The organism is Aliikangiella aequoris (assembly GCF_053709105.1).
Genome location: NZ_CM132298.1, coordinates 3647686 through 3665202, shown reverse-complemented (window position 1 = coordinate 3665202; position 17517 = coordinate 3647686). Strand labels below are relative to the sequence as shown.

Annotated in this window: 18 protein-coding genes; 14 read left to right on the top strand and 4 right to left on the bottom strand. The window is 39.9% G+C overall.

Features of this window, described 5'->3' with window-relative positions; all coding sequences use genetic code 11:
* Positions 1 to 247 precede the first annotated feature (247 nt).
* Complete coding sequence (locus ACUR5C_RS15880; RefSeq protein WP_454466167.1) at positions 248 to 1408, top strand: homogentisate 1,2-dioxygenase; 1161 nt, start codon at positions 248 to 250, stop codon at positions 1406 to 1408.
* Positions 1409 to 1429: 21 nt separating this feature from the next.
* Positions 1430 to 2473 carry a 4-hydroxyphenylpyruvate dioxygenase gene (gene hppD / locus ACUR5C_RS15875; protein ID WP_454466166.1) on the top strand — a complete coding sequence of 348 codons (1044 nt, stop codon included), beginning with the start codon at positions 1430 to 1432 and terminating at the stop codon, positions 2471 to 2473.
* Positions 2474 to 2528: 55 nt separating this feature from the next.
* Here the strand turns inward: hppD and ACUR5C_RS15870 are convergent, their stop codons facing one another.
* A complete protein-coding gene (locus tag ACUR5C_RS15870; protein WP_454466165.1) occupies positions 2529 to 3143 on the bottom strand; it encodes an FMN-binding negative transcriptional regulator in 615 nt (204 codons plus the stop codon).
* A 54-nt stretch (positions 3144 to 3197) separates the two neighbouring features.
* A complete protein-coding gene (locus tag ACUR5C_RS15865) occupies positions 3198 to 3689 on the bottom strand; it encodes a hypothetical protein (protein ID WP_454466164.1) in 492 nt (163 codons plus the stop codon).
* A 59-nt stretch (positions 3690 to 3748) separates the two neighbouring features.
* Here ACUR5C_RS15865 and ACUR5C_RS15860 point away from each other — a divergent pair, with 59 nt between their 5' ends.
* From ACUR5C_RS15860 to ACUR5C_RS15850, 3 genes are all read left to right on the top strand, one after another.
* Positions 3749 to 4348, top strand: a complete 600-nt coding sequence (locus ACUR5C_RS15860) for a glutathione S-transferase N-terminal domain-containing protein (protein WP_454466163.1) — start codon at positions 3749 to 3751, stop codon at positions 4346 to 4348.
* 87 nt (positions 4349 to 4435) lie between these two features.
* Positions 4436 to 5608, top strand: a complete 1173-nt coding sequence (locus ACUR5C_RS15855; RefSeq protein WP_454466162.1) for a S41 family peptidase — start codon at positions 4436 to 4438, stop codon at positions 5606 to 5608.
* 15 nt (positions 5609 to 5623) lie between these two features.
* Positions 5624 to 6511 (top strand): divergent polysaccharide deacetylase family protein, encoded by an 888-nt coding sequence (locus ACUR5C_RS15850; RefSeq protein WP_454466161.1) that lies wholly within the window; start codon positions 5624 to 5626, stop codon positions 6509 to 6511.
* Here the strand turns inward: ACUR5C_RS15850 and ACUR5C_RS15845 are convergent.
* Positions 6508 to 7125, bottom strand: coding sequence for a DUF938 domain-containing protein (locus tag ACUR5C_RS15845; RefSeq protein WP_454466160.1), 618 nt, complete (start codon positions 7123 to 7125; stop codon positions 6508 to 6510). The genes ACUR5C_RS15850 and ACUR5C_RS15845 overlap by 4 nt on opposite strands.
* A 204-nt stretch (positions 7126 to 7329) precedes the next feature.
* On the opposite strand from ACUR5C_RS15845, the gene ACUR5C_RS15840 reads away from it, so the two are divergent.
* From ACUR5C_RS15840 to hisD, 8 genes are all read left to right on the top strand, one after another.
* Positions 7330 to 9153: a M61 family metallopeptidase gene (locus ACUR5C_RS15840; protein WP_454466159.1), complete on the top strand. Its 1824-nt coding sequence runs from the start codon at positions 7330 to 7332 to the stop codon at positions 9151 to 9153.
* Between the two features lie 387 nt (positions 9154 to 9540).
* On the top strand, positions 9541 to 10389 hold the full coding sequence (hisG, locus tag ACUR5C_RS15835; RefSeq protein ID WP_454466158.1) for an ATP phosphoribosyltransferase: 849 nt from the start codon (positions 9541 to 9543) through the stop codon (positions 10387 to 10389).
* A 28-nt stretch (positions 10390 to 10417) separates the two neighbouring features.
* Positions 10418 to 12064 carry an aminotransferase class I/II-fold pyridoxal phosphate-dependent enzyme gene (locus ACUR5C_RS15830; protein WP_454466157.1) on the top strand — a complete coding sequence of 549 codons (1647 nt, stop codon included), beginning with the start codon at positions 10418 to 10420 and terminating at the stop codon, positions 12062 to 12064.
* Positions 12049 to 12636, top strand: a complete 588-nt coding sequence (gene hisB, locus ACUR5C_RS15825; protein ID WP_454466156.1) for an imidazoleglycerol-phosphate dehydratase HisB — start codon at positions 12049 to 12051, stop codon at positions 12634 to 12636. The genes ACUR5C_RS15830 and hisB overlap by 16 nt, the downstream gene beginning before the upstream one ends.
* Before the next feature lie 17 nt (positions 12637 to 12653).
* Positions 12654 to 13283, top strand: a complete 630-nt coding sequence (hisH, locus tag ACUR5C_RS15820) for an imidazole glycerol phosphate synthase subunit HisH (protein ID WP_454466155.1) — start codon at positions 12654 to 12656, stop codon at positions 13281 to 13283.
* Positions 13280 to 14062 (top strand): imidazole glycerol phosphate synthase subunit HisF, encoded by a 783-nt coding sequence (gene hisF, locus ACUR5C_RS15815; protein WP_454466154.1) that lies wholly within the window; start codon positions 13280 to 13282, stop codon positions 14060 to 14062. Before hisH ends, hisF begins: the two co-directional genes overlap by 4 nt.
* 70 nt (positions 14063 to 14132) lie before the next feature.
* On the top strand, positions 14133 to 15368 hold the full coding sequence (gene hisE, locus ACUR5C_RS15810) for a phosphoribosyl-ATP diphosphatase (RefSeq protein WP_454466153.1): 1236 nt from the start codon (positions 14133 to 14135) through the stop codon (positions 15366 to 15368).
* A complete protein-coding gene (hisD, locus tag ACUR5C_RS15805; RefSeq protein ID WP_454466152.1) occupies positions 15358 to 16560 on the top strand; it encodes a histidinol dehydrogenase in 1203 nt (400 codons plus the stop codon). Before hisE ends, hisD begins: the two co-directional genes overlap by 11 nt.
* On the opposite strand, the gene ACUR5C_RS15800 is transcribed toward hisD, so the two are convergent.
* A complete protein-coding gene (locus ACUR5C_RS15800) occupies positions 16523 to 16768 on the bottom strand; it encodes a hypothetical protein (RefSeq protein WP_454466151.1) in 246 nt (81 codons plus the stop codon). The two genes, hisD and ACUR5C_RS15800, sit on opposite strands and share 38 nt — an antisense overlap.
* Positions 16769 to 17136: 368 nt before the next feature.
* On the opposite strand from ACUR5C_RS15800, the gene ACUR5C_RS15795 reads away from it, so the two are divergent.
* Positions 17137 to 17493 (top strand): hypothetical protein, encoded by a 357-nt coding sequence (locus ACUR5C_RS15795; protein WP_454466150.1) that lies wholly within the window; start codon positions 17137 to 17139, stop codon positions 17491 to 17493.
* Positions 17494 to 17517 lie beyond the last annotated feature (24 nt).

Below are 17517 nucleotides of genomic sequence, written 5' to 3'. Positions count from 1 at the left end.
AGTCCTTTTTGCTATGTGGTTGTTTGCCTATTATGCCGAGATTTAAGCAAAATTCGAGTTTTGCTTGATGAATGATATGGCCAGTATGGGATTTTGATGCCTTATATCATCAATAATTTTGATTGATATAGTAAAAAGATTATCCTTTTTATTGTTGGAATTAGTGGTTATGCTTCATTTTTGGAGTAATGAAGTGGCTATTGAGCTGTGCGCTCAACACAATTTTAAATTTATCTAGGAACAGACTATGCCGTTTTATATTAAGCAGGGGCAAATCCCAGCGAAACGCCACACCACTTTCTATCGAGAAGACGGTGAGTTATATCGAGAAGAGCTTTTCTCTACTCATGGCTTTTCGAATATCTATTCCAATAAGTATCATCACAATATGCCAACTAAAACCATGAAAGTTGAAGCAATCAATATTGAACATGGTGAAGAGTGGCAAGACGCTCTTTTACAAAATTATAAAATTCATAGTTTTCAAGTTGATAGCGAAGGCGACTTTATAACCGCGCGTAGAAAGCAATTGTTTAACCATGATGTTGCTATGTACACTGCTAAAGTTACACAACCCAGCGATGTCTTTTATCGCAACGCTTATGCCGATGAAATTATTTTTGTGCATGAGGGGCAAGGTACCCTATTGTCGGACTACGGAAACATCACAGTGCAGCGGTGGGACTATTTAGTTATCCCAAAAGGAACGACCTACCAGCTAAAGTTTAATGACTACACTAATGTGCGTTTATTTGTTATTGAGTCGCCTACAATGGTCACTATTCCTAAGCATTTTCGCACTGCAACTGGCCAACTACTCGAAAGCGCACCTTATTGCGAAAGAGACATTCGTACACCTGAGTTACAGCCTGCGGTGGTAGAAAAAGGCGAGTTTCCTTTAATTATCAAATACGCAGATCGTTATCAAAAAAGTGTGCTGCAATGGCATCCGTTTGATTTAGTGGGTTGGGACGGAGCGTGCTATCCCTGGGCAATTAATATTCAAGAATATGCACCTAAAGTCGGCAAAATTCACTTACCACCTAGCGAGCATTTAATTTTTACCGCCAATAATTTCGTGGTGTGTAATTTCGTGCCTCGTTTATATGATTTCCACCCAAATTCTATTCCTGCGCCTTATTATCATACCAATATCGATAGTGAAGAAGTCTTATATTATGTTGATGGAGACTTTATGAGCCGTACCGGAATTGAAGCAGGCTCCATGACCTTACATAAAAAAGGTGTTCCTCATGGGCCACAGCCCGGTAAAACGGAAGGATCCTTAGGCAAAAAAGAGACTTATGAATACGCCGTGATGATCGATACCTTCAACCCCTTAAAAACCAGCAATCACTTTAAAGATTGTATGGAACCCGATTACAACCAAAGCTGGCTAGAAGATTAATATTTTTTGGAGAATTAACCGATGACACAGCAACACCCTAATAACCCGCTCAAATTGCGCGGTATTTCATTTACAGAATTTTGCTCTGCTGATACTAAATTTATGCACGATGTTTTTATGGATTTTGGATTTTCAAAATTAAAAAAGCACAAAAGCAAAGATGTTACTTACTATAACCAAAATAAAATTCACTTTTTACTAAACGCAGAAAAAAGCGGTTTTTCTGCTGAGTTTACTAAAGCTCATGGGCCAGCGATTTCATCAATGGGGTGGGTTGTAGAAGATGCAAAGTTTGCATTAGACGAAGCTGTAGCACGCGGAGCAAAGCCTGCGACAGAAAAAGATTTTGACTATCCGGCTATTTATGGCATTGGCAACAGTTTAATTTACTTCATCGATAAAAATGAAGGTGAAAATAGTATTTGGGAAACTGATTTTGAAGCATTACCCGATCCTATTGTTCAACAAGATAAAGGCTTTGTTGAAATCGATCATTTAACTAATAATGTTTACAAAGGCACTATGGAAAAATGGTCAGACTTTTATAAAAACGTTTTTGGATTTGAAGAAGTTAGATACTTTGATATTAAAGGTGTGAAAACTGCTCTAGTCTCATATGCGTTAGCAAGTCCGTGCGGCACATTCTGCATTCCTATTAATGAAGGTAAAGATGACAATAACAACCAAATTGATGAATATTTAGATATGTATGATGGTCCTGGTGTTCAGCATTTAGCATTTAGAACCACTGACTTAGTTGCTTCTTGCGATGCACTGGAAGGCTCTTACATTGAAACTTTAGATATTATACCTGAATACTATGAAACTATTTGGGATCGTGTACCTTGGGTTAAAGAAGATAAAGAGAAAATTAAGCAGCATCAAATTCTGGTTGATAGCCAAGCAGAAAATACTTACTTACTGCAAATATTCACCAAAAACTTATTTGGTCCTATCTTTATTGAAATGATTCAACGCGAAGGAGATAAAGGATTTGGAGAAGGAAACTTCCAAGCATTATTTGAATCGATTGAAAGAGATCAAGAAAAGCGTGGCGTGCTTTAATTAGAGCCATATCTGTCTAGCTAAAAAAGGGCTTTAAGCCCTTTTTTAGTGTTTGTTAATCACCGGTTCCAACACCTCGCTTTTTCATATAGCGATAAAGCAATTGATCTTCTAAACGTTGGCTTTGTTGCAATGCTTTATAAACTCCAAGTTGCTCCGCTTTGCTCCGCTGTTGACCAAGCTTTTCTTTGGCTTGTATTGTATCGATAACAATTTTAAATCCAACTACCGCTTGGCGGAGTTTTTGAGTATATTCACTTGGCATTAAGTTGTTATTTGCAAGAAGTGTTGGTTCGTAAGCCTCAACTAATTTATCCATTGCGGTCTTATTGTCATTATCATTAATTAATGTGACTTGCCCAATGCAATGAACCGCAACATAATTCCAAGTTGGTACCGCCGGCGACTTTGCATAAAAAGAAGGCGAAATATAACTATGCGGACCTTGAAAAACGACTAATACTTTTTCTCCGTCAAGTTGCTTCCAATGAGGATTTGCTCTGGCCATATGTGCATATAAAGAACCTAACTTACCTTCGTTAGCTTGTAAAACAAAAGGTAAATGAGTGGCTTCTAGCGAGGCCGAAAAGAGCGTTGCAAAAGCATTGTCTTTTATTAGCCCTTGGATAACTTCGGCCGATTCTATTTTAAAGCTACTAGGTATATACATTAACGAAACCTGATTGATATTGTGGTGGTTATTTTAACAATGATAAACCGCTCGTTAATGCAATCGAATGGCTAAAATCCAAGCGGTTCCTGTCATCAACAATAACCCAAAGCAACTCAGTAGTCCTATAACTAATGCGCGCAAGTGAGTATGAATTAACTGACCCCGCTGTTTATGTTGTTCGATTTTGTCTGCTAAAACCAAGTGACAAATCAGCATAATTATTACCGCGGCAATAAAGTTAATAGCGATATAGTAAAGCAAACTTTTAGCACCACCCAAAATAAAGTAGAGCAACATTGCTAAAGTGCTAAAACTAGTCACAACTAAAATTATCCAGCTCGTTAGCTTATATTTAAAATTATCTAAATTGCTATACAGTAGCAGTCCACCCGCTAAACAAGAGCCAAAAATTGTGGCAATTGCAATTGAAAATGGCTCGTAAACTTTAAATTCTGGTTGAGTATTTTGCAGCGTGTGGTCAACTTGAGCGCTGGGCGGTTGATAAGGGTTAGTCGTCTCTTGTGGTGATTCAAATTGTGACATAGGGTTTATCTTAAAATCGCGTTATAATCTAAGCTGCGAAAAGTTATCAAGGATTCATTATGAAACTGTTTTACACTAAGTCTTCTCCGTATGCAAACTGTGTGCGCGTCGTTATCTCTGAGCTAAACATTGCATCGCAAATTGAAATGCATGAAACACATCCGTTTAACGATGATGCAGACTTTTTACAAGCGAACCCTCTAGGTAAGGTTCCTTGTTTGTCTGAAAATGGTGAAAACATTTTAGATAGCGAAGTGATTTGCGATTTTTTAGATGCAAACTTTAGTGGTGGCACGTTATTTAATCCTGTTTATGCTGATTGGCGGTTAAAAACTTATTACTCTATGTGTTCCGGTTTAATGGATCTTTTGGTGGCAAGAAGAATGGAGCAAATGCGCGCAGATGATGGCATTCGCTCTGATTTTTGGTGGGATAGATTTAATTTGGGTATTGCTCGCACGCTTAACCAAATTGAAACCAAACTGGCTCTATTGCCGGCGGAGTTTAGTATATTACACATCAATATGATGTGCTGTTTGGCCTATCTCGATTTTAGACATTCTGATATTGACTGGCGCAATGATTACCCTCAATTAAAAGCGTTTTTTGAAACTTACTCATCTCGACCTAGCTTTTGGGATAATCCTCTATTGGCTTAATCAGAATGCAGTCAACTTGGTGATTTTATTGTTGATCTTACAGGGTTTGACTATAGTTAAGTTAATTACTTCCACTTAGGTTTGCCATTGAAACTGACGCGACAATGTATCACTCTAATTTTTGCTTGGGTTATTTTATCGACTAGTAGTATTAGTTTACTGGCTAAGTCTGGTACTACGTCAAGCATTCCATTAAATGAGCTTAAAGCGCTTACCGAAGCCTATTATCAAATTAAAACCCAATATGTTAAAGAAGTCGACGACAGCGTGCTGTTACAGGCGGCTATTCAAGGTATGGTAAGTAGTCTCGATAGCCATTCACGTTTTTTACCGGCTGATGAATTTGAACAATTTAATCGCGATAATTCGGGAGAATATGCCGGCGTGGGGTTAAGTTTTAATGATCATGAGTATGGATTACAGGTAAACCAGGTTATTTCCAATAGTCCTGCCGCTCGGCAAGGAATAACACCGGGGATGTTGGTTACTCACATAAACCAAACAGCGGTAATTTATTTATCGGCTAATGAAGCGTTAACGATGCTTAAAGGCAAAGTTGGCACTCGGTTAGAGTTGACTGTTACTGCGCCTCATTTTGCTCAACCTAAAGAAATTAAACTGCGCCGAGAAATCCTGCTGCTACCGAGTATTGTGAGCCATCAATTATCTAACGCCACCGCCTATATTCAAATACAACAATTTACAATGAATACGGCTCGCGAGTTTAAGCAAGCACTCGCTACGCTTAATAAGGCCTCAAAAATAGAACGTTTAATTATTGATTTACGGGATAATCCCGGCGGCGATCTTGAAGTATCAATTGAGCTGTCGGACTTATTTATTAAGTCCGGTAATCTATTAATTTCAGTTGGTCGGACGCCTGATGCAAATCAAACTTATAGAGCGACTGCTAAAGCGCCTTTTGCTCACTATAATACAGTAATTATGATAAATGCCGGGTCTGCCTCAGCCAGCGAGGTTTTTGCGGGAGCCCTTAAAGATCATGGAAAAGCGTTAATTTTAGGTGAAAAGTCCTATGGTAAAGGGTCGATACAGTCGGTCGTGTCGTTAACCGCTGACTCCGGCATGAAGTTTACCACGGCCGAGTATTTCTCTCCTTCAGGGGCGAGAATTCAAGATTTAGGCATTACACCTGATGTGATTAGCGCCACAAGTAACTTAAAAAATCCTTCAAAAGTCACATTGCTAGATGATCTCGAAATTCTTCAAGCTTATAATCTACTTAATACGCCCCAATAATAGCGAGATCAGTTGTTGAATTTTTTTTGCCGTGTCATTCTAAGTTTTGTTGTGTTTGGCTTTGTTAGTCATTTGGCCAATGCTATGGCTCCGTTAGCTAATCCCTTAGGGCTACCCGAGTATTTACAAAGTAAAAATTTAGCAGATTTATTACCTCAATTTGACTCCCGCAAACACGATTTGCCTAAAATTGCCATTGTGGTTGATGATTTGGGAGTGAACTCGGCTGTTGCACAGCGGTTACTCGCTATAAAACCAACCTTAACTGCTGCAATATTGCCACACACCCCCCATGCTAAAGCGATAGCTGAAACGGCCAATGCGAATGGTCATCAGGTTATAATGCATTTGCCTATGGAAGCATTTTCACGCCCAGACTTACTTGGCCCGGGCGCACTCTATAATGCGATGGATAAAAATAATTTGCAGTCTACAATGTTAGATAGTGGAAGCAGTATCCCGCATTTAGTTGGGTTTAATAATCATATGGGCAGTATGCTCACCGAAAACGAGCAAGCTATGCGCTGGGTTATGCAAAAAGCGAAGCAGCTCGGATGGTTCTTTTTAGACTCTAAAACGAGCCAAGAGTCCATAGCTCAAGAGGTTGCACAGCAGCTAGGCATTCCAAGTATTGGGAGAGATATATTTTTAGACCACCACACTGCCAAGCAAAAGCCTCAGCTTGCTGAAATTATTCAACAACGTTTTGAACGAGCGCTTAAAATCGCTGATAAAAACGGTCAAGTGGTTATTATTTGCCACCCCTACCCACAAACCGTTGATTTTCTGACCGATCAGTTAGGCTTATATAGCCAACAATATCAGTTGGTTAAACTCAGCGACCTAATTACTGAGCAAAGCCAAAAGCTGTCTATTGAAACAAGCTTAAGTCTTGGCGATTAATTTTTTCGCCACACCAGTAATTGGTTGTTTGCTGGCATAGCAAAGTCACCTTCTAAACTTAATTTTGCCTTATTGGCTAATAAATTCACGGCTTCAAAATCACGAATTCCACTGTAGCTGTGTTGTGATTTTAACCACTGATCAAACTGTAAGTTGCTGTTACTGGTGTAGTCACCTTGGTACTTGAAAGGTCCGTAAACTATTAACAAGCCGTTTTGTTCGAGAATCGTATTGATGTGTTGAAATAATGCAACCACACCCTCCCATGGCATAATATGTAAGGTGTTAGCGCTAAATACCGCATTAAAAGATTGTGTTGGCCAGTCAGCTAATACGTCAAAGTGAAACGGCGCGATTAAATTGTCAAGCTTCACACTTTCTATCCAGGAATTTATCCATGGGTGATTTTCAACTAGATCGCTAGTATGCCAAGTCACATTGGGTAGCTGTTCGGCAAAAAATGCGGCATGTTGTCCAGTGCCACTACCAATTTCTAAAACTGACTGTGGTTGCTCCAGCAGCTTCTTAAGCTGTGCTAAAATCGGTTGTTTATTGCGCTCGCAGGCTTCGGAAATCGGTCTTTTGTTAATCCGTTGATCACTTGTTCGGTTCATTCATTTCACTCATTAGAGTGCTAGTGTTAGGTAAATAAGACTATAGCCACACTTACTAAAGAAGTCATGGTTAGTCTTTGCTAATTCTAGCATTTATCTCTTAATGAAAAGCTGAGCTTTTATATGCCCCTATAATAATTGGGTGCAATTGATTAGAATAGTCGCCGAATTAAAACTATTTTAAGCAATAAACAAGGATTAAAGATGCCCTTAACGTTAGGCAAATGGCTTATTTTCATTAGTATTTTCATCTCACTAAGTGTCTCTGCGAAAGTGGAGTATTTAATCAATATTAATCAGCCCGAGCATCATTTAGCTGATGTTAGTATGACTATCCCTAAGGGTGAAACTCAGTTAAATGTGTTTTTACCCACTTGGAGAACGGGAAATTACTTAATTATTAATCAAGCTAACGGTATTCGTGATTTTAAAGCCTATGGTGACGGTGGCAGCGAATTAAGTTGGACTAGAATAGATAAAAGCCATTGGCAAATAGCTAACCCAAGTGGCGAAAAAGTTAATTTAACTTATCAAGTTTACGCCAACGAGCTGGCGCGGCGATCTCGGCATATCGATAGTACACACGCGTATTTAGATGCCACTGCAGTGTTAATGTATGAAAAGACGATGATGCAAAAAGTGCATCTCGTCAAATTAAAAGTTCCGCAAGGGTGGAAAAGTTTTTCTGGCATGACGGCTATTGGGGCGCATGAGTTTGTGGCACAGTCTTATCATCAACTTGCTTCTTCTCCAATAGAAACCGGAATTAATCAACTATTTGAATTTGATTCTCAGGGCAAACACTACCAATTAGTTATTTGGGGTGAAGGCAATTACAATGCACAGAAAATGGCCGATGACTTGCAAAAGCTCGTGAGTCAGTCGCAAACAATTTGGTCGGGTTATCCTTATCAAAAATATGTGTTTATTGTACATGCCACTTCCGGAGCGTCGGGTGCGACAGAACATTTAAACTCTACCGTTATTCAAAGGCACCGTTTATCTTTTGCCCCTAGAAAGGATTATTTAAAATTTTTACGGACGGCTTCTCATGAACTTATTCATACTTGGAATGTTAAAGCTTATCGACCTAGCGAGTTAGTTCCCTATAATTATCAAAGCGAAAACTACACCGAACTTTTTTGGGTTGCTGAAGGCTCGACAAGCTATTTTCAAGATAGACTTTTATTAACGGCAAAGCTCCAAACGGTCAAAGAATTTTTAGACAAGCTAGCGCTTCGCATCCATGATTTTGAGCGCCGCCCTGGAGCAAAGGTGCAGTCTATTGCTGATGCCAGCTTTGAAAAGTGGATCGCTCAAGGTGGTGATTTTGCAGAAAATCATAGCGTTAATATTTACTCGGAGGGCTATATGACTTCCTGGTTGCTTGATTTTCAAATGCTTAAAGACACTCAGAATAAAGTCAGTTATAGAGATATTCACAAGGCATTGTATGATGAACTAAGTGCGAAAGCTGACAGTTACAAGCAGTACTTAGCGATTGGATTTAATCAGCAAGATATTTTGTCGCTAGCTAAAAAGTTAACTAAAAAAGATTATTCAAGCTGGTGGAAAAAGTACGTACTTCAGCCCGCGCAACCAGACTTTGAAAGCTTATTGGAGCGAGTAGGTATTCAATTTGCAGAACTAAAACCTTCCGATTATAAACCTTGGGCTGGGTTTGAACTAAAAGACTACCGTGGCTTTTTAAGCCTAAAACGAGTCGAGCGCAATGGGCCTGCTTGGCAAGCGGGATTGACTATCAATGATCAAATTGTTGCCCTTAATGGATTAAAAGTAACGCCTAAAAACTGGGACGAAATTCTCGAGAAGTATCAAGCCGGAAACAGTGTGAAGTTAACTATTTTTCGTAATGATATGTTAGCACAAAAAACATTGGAGCTAGCATCGCTACCTAAGACTGAGCGCAAATTAGAACTAGTTAAAAATCCTAGCGAAAGTCAAAAGCAAGCTTTTAAAGCTTGGCTTGGAATTGAGTTTCCGCTAGAAAGCGTATCGGCTAAGTAAATTTAAACGCCAGTTTTTCACTAAAAATTGAGGCTAACACTCGATGGTATTAAAGCTTATTTCGCTTTTAAAAACATTAGTTTAGCCTCTAATTTCGCTAGGTTGTATATACATGACAGGTGAAAATATCCTTATAAATTAATAAGTTATGCTTGTTTTTTGTTTTTTGGTCTGTCACAATCCGCGTCATGAAAACAATTAATTTAATCCAAAACACACAATTTCATCACCATCATCATTGGAGTGGCGGTGCTTTTGTGATTGCGTGATTATTTAATTTACACCTTTTTATAAAGCCCCGTTTACCCAGTAACCGGGGCTTTTTTTTGGCTGCGGTTTTTGCAAGCAGAATTATCGAATTGAAAATTTTAAAATGAGGAATACCAAATGACTTTAAAGCTAGTATTACCAAAAGGCCGAATTAACACTAAAGTGCTGCAGTTATTATCGGACTGCGGAATTGATTTAATTGGCGATGAGCGCAATTACCGTCCGCAAGCATTTGGCTTTGATTTAGAAGTTAAACTTTTGAAAAGCCAAAACATCCCTACGCTGGTTGAAATGGGGCAGCACGATATTGGATTTGCTGGAATCGACTGGATTGAAGAGCGCCAATGCAATGTCGAAATATTAAAAAACCTTGGTTTCGACCCAGTTAAAATTGTGACTTGCATTCCGGAGGATTGGGATTGGCAGGAAATGCAAAAGCGACCTTTAATTGTTGCCTCTGAATACAAGCAGATAGCAAAAAACTATTTAGATAAACTGGGTTTAGACTATCAACTGTTGCGCTCTTATGGTGCGACAGAAGTGTTTCCGCCAGAAGATGCCGATATGATTATTGATAATACTTCAACCGGCACGACTATCCGCGCAAATCGGCTTAAAATTGTTGATACGGTAATGACAAGTTCTACTCAGTTTATCGCTAATGCGCAAACCCTTCAAGACCCTGCAAAACGACAAGATATTGAAGACTTATTAACCTTAATGCAAGGCGTACTTAATGGTCGAGAGCGAGTTTTGTTGGAAATGAATTGTAGTAATGAGCAAATTAATTCGATTGTAGAGCTTCTACCAGCCATGCGCTTTCCAACCGTTTCTCGGCTTTATCAAGATAAAGGATTTGCAGTAAAGGCTGCAGTTCAAAAAAGTGAAATTAGGACTTTAATTCCACAACTTATCGCTGCTGGCGCAACAGATATTCTTGAAACGCCGATTCGTAAAGCGCTTTAGTCAGTCGACGAGAATAGAGGATAAAGAGATGAATCAATGGCTTAAACTAGACTTTAATGAGCGCAGTGATTACCCAAGTCAGTTGGCCCTAGACACGGCTAACGCGAGCGAGTTGTGGGCTTATCCAGAGCGCGCCGAGTTAGAAGCAATCTTAGCTGAAATTAATCAGCTAAAAGCAAGCCAAGTATTAGCGACTAATGGCGGAGATGAAGCCATCATGTTGTTGATGCGTATTATTAAAGAAACTGCCCGGTTGATTTTGCCACTGCCCGCTTTTTCTCAATATACCTGGGGATTAGAAAGTTGGAATTTAAAAGCAACCCAGGTCGCAGCTAAAGCGGATTTAAACATTGATGTAGAAGCGAATATAGAGGCAAATAATTGCCAACAAGGCGCAGTAACTATTATAACAAGCCCAAACAACCCCACCGGAGAGCAGCTAAGCCAGCGAGATATTGAGCGAATAATAAAGGCGTCTAAGCAAAATGGCGGGTGGGTTTTTCTCGATGAAGCCTACATTGAGTTTTCAGAGGCTGGCTCGGATGCTAAGCGGCTGTTAAACCAGTTTGATAATTTAGTCATACTAAGGACCTTATCCAAGGCTTATGGATTAGCGGGTATTCGGCTAGGCTACTTGCTCGGTGAGAAGAGCCTAATTAGTTTGTTTAAACAGCGCTGTATGCCGTTTAATATTCCGCAACCCAGTTTGCAAATAGCTAACGCGGCACTTACTGCTGAAAATCGTAAAGAAGTTATCGCTTACTGCCGTGCTATTAGAAAAAATCGAGAAGCATTATGTGAGTGGTTACGCCAACATAAAATTAAATTTGTTGAGTCCCAAGCTAACTTTGTACTTTTGCAATTGCCTCCTCTACAAGCTGCGGCAGTAAAGTCATTTTTAAATAAAAACCAAGTATTGGTGCGTTCATTTAGTGAAGAGTCGTTAAGCCACTGTTTGCGAATCACCCTCCCTTATCAGATCGATCGCTTAATTGAGTTGCTAAAGCAAGCCCTTACCCCAGGCTTAATTTGTTTTGATATGGATGGCGTGTTGATAGACACCTCGAATAGTTACGACACTTGTGTGCTAGAAACTGTTGCAACATTTACCGATAAAGCGGTTACTCGCGACGAGGTTTTTGAGTTAAGAAATAGTGGTGGATTTAACAACGATTGGGTCCTTGCGCAAGCCTTGCTTGCGAGTAAAGGTGTTTCAATTGACTTAGCGCAAGTAACAGAGACTTTTCAAAAACTTTATTTAGGTGAAAATAATAATGGCTTAGCCGCTAACGAAACAGCGCTAATTAATTCAACTTTAGTGACAAGTCTACTGTGCAAACAGCAAACTCAGTTTGCGGTAGTTACCGGAAGACCACGTACTGAAGCGGCTATTGGTCAAGCGTTAGTTGGCTTGAGTGAGCTTCCCTGTATCAGTCTTGATGATGTTGACTTACCTAAACCCTCACCAGAAGGAATTAATAAACTACAATGTCAGTACTCAAATTTAAGCTGGATGTGCGGCGACAATCCAGACGACATGCAAGCCGCCAACGCTTCGAATTCACTCGCCATTGGTATTGGTGTAGAAAACGCCGAAGCGCTATACCAAGCCGGAGCAGATATTGTTCTGGAGAATATTAATCAACTAGAGGAATGGTTATGTCCACTCAATTAACATCAATTAAAATTGCGCGAAAAACCAAAGAAACTCAAATTGATCTTGAATTGAATATTGCTGGAAGTCAAAGAGTTGATATTAATACGGGAATTGGTTTTTTTGATCATATGTTAGAGCAGCTAGCAAATCACGCTCGTTGGGATATGCGTTTGTCGGTTAAAGGTGATCTTTATGTTGACGATCATCACACAGTTGAAGATGTTGCAATTTGTATTGGTGAAGCATTACAGCAAAGTTGGCGCGCATTACCAAATATGCAACGTTATGGGCAGCGTTTATTGCCAATGGATGAAGCGTTAATTTTAGCTGCAGTAGATGTCAGTGGACGCGGAATTTATGTTGGAGACTTGGCGTTCACACGCGAAAATATTGGTGGTGTTAGTACCGAAATGTTCGAACATTTTTTTAGAACTTTAGCGACCAGTGCCGCTATGACTTTGCATATAAAGCCGGAGTACTTTCGTAATAATCATCACTTAGTTGAAGGTTGTTTTAAAGCAGTGGCTTACGCCTTGCGTGAAGCTTTTTCCCCAGCACAAGGCGACAATACGACCAAGGGTGTATTGTAGCCAATTAGGTAGAACTAATGATGAAAAAAGTAATTATTGTTAATACTCGAGCAGGTAATTTATATAGCTTAACGGCCGCCATTGAAAGGCTCGGGTTTGAAGTTAGTATTTTAGATCAACCTAATAATGAAGTTGTTGATGCGATAGTAATTCCTGGTCAAGGGCGATTTGGCACGGTTATTAAAAATCTAACTGCTTCTGGCTGGGAAGCCTACCTGACTCAGGCGCATCAAAACAATATTCCCATGCTAGGCATTTGTGTTGGTATGCAAGTATTTTTCGAAGCCAGCGAAGAAGATCCCGAGGTAAAAGGTTTGGCTTGGTTTAAAGGTTGTGCACGTAAGCTTGCTTTTCCTAAAAAGCCAATGGTTGGCTGGGCTAAATTAAGCTCGCCACAATGGCCACAAGCGATAGTTTATTTTGTTAATAGTTTCGCTGTTAAGCAGAGCGATTATTCCATTGCTGAAACTTATTATGGTGAGTCATTTTGTGCAGCAGTGCGCTTAGGTAGCTTTACCGGCGTGCAATTTCATCCTGAAAAATCATCACAAGCAGGGTTACAAATCATTCGGGAGAGCCTAATGGGTGATCGTGAACAAGCGGCACTAAAACTCAGTGAAGCGGTCTTAAGTGGAAGTAACAAATGAACTATCAAATAGACAGTAAAAATGAATTAATGCCCAGAATCATTGTTTGCTTAGATGTGGATAAAGGGCGAGTTGTTAAAGGCACTAACTTTAAACAATTAAGAGATATGGGTGACCCTGTGGAGCTTGCGTTGGCATACGAACAGCAAGGCGCTGATGAACTAGTTTTTTTGGATATATCTGCCAGTAATGAAAACCGCCCAACGGCACTTAAATTGGTCAATCAAATCGCAAAAAATTTATCGATTCCATTTACTGTTGGTGGAGGGTTAAAAAAGCTTGAAGATGTTAAAGCCTTTTTAGATGCTGGCGCAGATAAAGTTGCTTTAAATACAACTGCAATATTGCAGCCAGATATTATTAATCAAACCGCCTTAGCCTACGGCAGTCAATGTGTGGTGGTCGCAATTGATGTCAACCAAGAGGCAGACTCAAGTTTAGGTGTGTATATCAATGGTGGTCGTAAACGGGTCAGTAATCAATTTTTTGATTGGTGTAAAGAGGTAGCGGAGCGCGGAGCCGGAGAGATTTTATTAACAGCCATGCATAAAGACGGTACTGGCAGTGGTTTTGATACTAAGCTTACCCAACAAGTAAGTGACTTAGTATCTTGCCAAGTCATTGCTTCTGGCGGTGCGAAAAATCAACAACATTATCTAGAAGCGTTTCAAAATGGGGCTGATGCTTGCCTTGCTGCTGGTATGTTTCACTCAGGTGAATACCAAGTCGCCCAAGTAAAAGATTACTTGTTAAAAAATGGTTTAAAAATTCGAAGTTAATCAATAGTTATGTCGTTTGGCTAAAAGCAGCCTCGTAACTAAAACGTATCAATAAGTTTAGGAAATTAAAATGTTAATACCATCAATCGATTTAATGGGCGGTAAAGCGGTTCAGTTAAAGCAAGGCAAAGAGAAAGTACTTGAGCGAAGCGATGTATTTGAATTGCTAGAAGAGTTTTCTGTGTATGGTGAAGTGGCAATTATTGATCTTGATGCTGCGCTCGGCCAAGGTGATAATCAGGCGCTCATTTTTGAATTATTAAAACGCAGGGCTTGTCGAGTTGGCGGTGGCATACGTGATCTTGAAACAGCTCAAAGTTATATTAAAGCTGGTGCAAGTAAAATTATTTTAGGAACGAGTTGTCGTAGCGATTGGGTAAAAAAAATAGCCAAAGAAAATTTAATTTTTGCTATTGATGCCAAGGGAGACTATTGGTCTACTCAAGGTTGGACTAATACAGAAAGCAAAAAAGTTATTGACTTGATTCCAGAGCTTGCAAAAAATTGTAGTGAATTTTTATATACACAAGTTGAAAAAGAAGGTCTTTTACAAGGCCTCGATCGTGAAAGAATTAGCCAAGTTGTGAAAGCTTCTCCGGTTACTGTTACGGTTGCAGGCGGAATTACCAGTCTTGAAGATATTCAGTGGTTTACTCAACTTGGTGCCAATGGCCAAATAGGAATGTCAATTTATACCGGTAAACTTGATTTAGTTGATTGCTTTTTAACCCAAGTCGATTTTAATAAACTAGAGTTAATACCAACCGTTGTACAAGATGTAGATACGCAAAAAGTTTTAATGCTGGCCTACTCAACCAAAGAGTCGCTGACCAACGCTTTGCAGCAACGTAAAGGTATTTATTGGAGTAGAAGTCGCAATAGGCTTTGGGAAAAAGGGCTAACCAGTGGCAATCAACAAATATTGGTCCAAGCTGACGTTGATTGTGACGGCGACAGTCTTTTATTTCGAGTAAAGCAGACTAATAATGCGTGCCACTTTGATCGATATAGTTGCTTTGCGTCGCAAAAAAATGAGTTTAGTTTAGCTAAGCTAAGCCAGCTGCTTACTTCTAGAAAGCAACACTTGCCAGAAAATTCATTTACTACAAAGTTATTTCAGTCGGCTGAGTTTCGTGCTGAAAAAATACAAGAAGAAGCATTAGAGCTTATTGAAGCACAAAGCGTTGAGGAGACTCGATGGGAAGCCGCAGACTTGATCTTTTTTGCGCTAACCGACGCGCTAGCAAAAGGTGTCGCACTAGAAGACATTAGTAATGAACTAAGGAGTCGCTTTAATGATAACTAAAGCACAAGATTGGCAGCGCCCTAAGTTAGGCCAGCAACCAGAAATTGCTACTGCGGTTAGTGAAATGCTGCGTGCAATAGAGTTACAAGGTGAGTCAGAAGTTGACCGCTTAGCTTTAAAATTTGATCAACTGGCCCCAACAAAAATTTCATTGCTGGAATTTAACCAATATGACCTAGATCCTAAACTAAAACAGGCTATTTTATTAGCCGCCGAACGGATTGAAAAATTTGCTCGGTTTCAAAAAGCATCGCTACAGTCTACCGAGTTTAGTGATGAGTTTGGGCGGTATGGACAAAACGTATCTAGTTTAGAAAATATTGGTGCTTATATTCCGGCAGGGCGCTTTCCATTAATATCGACCGCATTAATGACGCTCATTCCAGCCAAGGTTGCTGGCTGCCAAAAACGCATTGCCTGCTCTCCTTCTAATGATCCCGCTATTTTGGCTGCGGCGTCGTTAGCTGGGGCAACTGAGTTTTGGCAAATCGGTGGCGTGCAAGCCATTGGCGCATTAACTTTTGGCTATAAAAGTATTGCGCCTGTTGATCTTATTGTTGGGCCCGGCAATGCTTGGGTTGCGGAAGCCAAAAAGCAAGTACAGTATAAGCTAAAAATAGACGGCTTAGCCGGTCCGAGCGAGTTATTAGCCCTGTGTGATGCAAACCAACCTATCGACTGGATTACGCTCGATGCGTTAGCCCAAGCAGAACACGATCCTATGGCGTGCTCAATTATTGTGAGTGATAGTAAGAGCTGGTTAGTAAAATTATTGGCTTATATAGAGGCAGCACCAGAATCAAAAGCATTATTAGACAATCAACAGATTGCTTTGGTTTATGCCGAGTCGCCGCGCGAGTTAATCCAATTCAGTGAAGCTTATGCGCCAGAGCACTTAATGTTGTGCCATGAAAAAATAACCGCTGCCGCATTAACTCAATATGGCTCTTTGTTTATTGGGGCTAATAGTGCAGTGGCTCTAGGTGATTATATTAGTGGTCCTAATCACACCTTACCCACCTTAGGATATGCCCGTCAAAATGGCGGCCTTAGTGTAAATAGCTTTTTAAAAGTAACGACTTTTCAAGAGCTTAATGAAGTGGGTAGAAAGCAGCTTTCACAAGCTGCTAGTCATATAGCGAAAGCCGAAGGACTTAGCTTTCACCAGCAGAGTTTGCAGGTGCGGTTTTAGTTTTTCCTAAGCGTGCGAAATAAAGTATAACCGAGGTTAACAAGCCAACCGAAAAGATGACGAGTGTGACTGGTATAGAAAAATAATACCAAACCCAACCGGCTTCTAGCCATCCTTCGGCCTTAACCACACTTGCCATAAATATTGGATAGGCATTTAGTAATAATGAGACTATCGATGTTGCGATTAGCGGCGTCCAAGTTTTCATATTTTAACTCTCTTTTAGGTAATAATAAGCTAAAGTGAACTATAGTGATTTATAACCTTTTTATCGCGATATGATTCTAAAGTATTAGCCAGCGCACCCTTGAGTATTAACGTTAGGTGCCATAAAACAAGCAATTATTGCTCGATCTTTCGCTAAATAGCGCATTCTTTGGTAGTCTAAGTGAATTAAAGTTGCCGTAAAGCGAGCTTAAAAGCTGCGCTCTAGTTCCCAATTTAATCAGATGGTTAGGCTAAAATAGTCACTTATACGAGTGGTAATAAGCCATCCAAGGAAGCCTATTTTTGCGCGAGTAGATTGTATAGGTGGTAGTTTTAATTTTGAGTTAGCGTAACTATAGGAGAGTCACTATGTTAGCAAGAGTTTTTTGGGCTGGTTTAATGTGGTGCTGCCTGAGTGGTTGCACTGCTGATAAGGCTGAGCCGTTAGACCTGCAAAAGCACATTAACTCTGGTGAGGCTGACTTACATTTAAAACCAAACCAAGAGCTTATAATCAACCCAAGTGCCTACATTAAATCACCCTTAAGAGTTAATTTGGGCCGTAAAAGTCGAGAGTCGGCTAAATTTAATTTTTTTAGCAATCAAGTTCAAAAGAGTATCGAGTTCACCCAAGCCGGTAAATATTCTTTAACGGTAAGTTCGCAACCAGCGGTAGGACAAGCGCCGAATACTTTAAGTCTGCCCGTTGTGGTGATCGTTAATTAAGCAATTAAGCTAGTTTCATAGCGT

Bases quoted from the DNA above. Each gene is read 5' to 3' on its own strand.
- ACUR5C_RS15880 (WP_454466167.1), top strand. From the start codon at position 248: ATGCCGTTTTATATTAAGCAGGGGCAAATCCCAGCGAAACGCCACACC.
- hppD (WP_454466166.1), top strand. From the start codon at position 1,430: ATGACACAGCAACACCCTAATAACCCGCTCAAATTGCGCGGTATTTCA.
- ACUR5C_RS15870 (WP_454466165.1), bottom strand. From the start codon at position 3,143: ATGTATATACCTAGTAGCTTTAAAATAGAATCGGCCGAAGTTATCCAA.
- ACUR5C_RS15865 (WP_454466164.1), bottom strand. From the start codon at position 3,689: ATGTCACAATTTGAATCACCACAAGAGACGACTAACCCTTATCAACCG.
- ACUR5C_RS15860 (WP_454466163.1), top strand. From the start codon at position 3,749: ATGAAACTGTTTTACACTAAGTCTTCTCCGTATGCAAACTGTGTGCGC.
- ACUR5C_RS15845 (WP_454466160.1), bottom strand. From the start codon at position 7,125: ATGAACCGAACAAGTGATCAACGGATTAACAAAAGACCGATTTCCGAA.
- ACUR5C_RS15840 (WP_454466159.1), top strand. From the start codon at position 7,330: ATGCCCTTAACGTTAGGCAAATGGCTTATTTTCATTAGTATTTTCATC.
- hisG (WP_454466158.1), top strand. From the start codon at position 9,541: ATGACTTTAAAGCTAGTATTACCAAAAGGCCGAATTAACACTAAAGTG.
- ACUR5C_RS15830 (WP_454466157.1), top strand. From the start codon at position 10,418: ATGAATCAATGGCTTAAACTAGACTTTAATGAGCGCAGTGATTACCCA.
- hisB (WP_454466156.1), top strand. From the start codon at position 12,049: ATGTCCACTCAATTAACATCAATTAAAATTGCGCGAAAAACCAAAGAA.
- hisH (WP_454466155.1), top strand. From the start codon at position 12,654: ATGATGAAAAAAGTAATTATTGTTAATACTCGAGCAGGTAATTTATAT.
- hisF (WP_454466154.1), top strand. From the start codon at position 13,280: ATGAACTATCAAATAGACAGTAAAAATGAATTAATGCCCAGAATCATT.
- hisE (WP_454466153.1), top strand. From the start codon at position 14,133: ATGTTAATACCATCAATCGATTTAATGGGCGGTAAAGCGGTTCAGTTA.
- hisD (WP_454466152.1), top strand. From the start codon at position 15,358: ATGATAACTAAAGCACAAGATTGGCAGCGCCCTAAGTTAGGCCAGCAA.
- ACUR5C_RS15800 (WP_454466151.1), bottom strand. From the start codon at position 16,768: ATGAAAACTTGGACGCCGCTAATCGCAACATCGATAGTCTCATTATTA.
- ACUR5C_RS15795 (WP_454466150.1), top strand. From the start codon at position 17,137: ATGTTAGCAAGAGTTTTTTGGGCTGGTTTAATGTGGTGCTGCCTGAGT.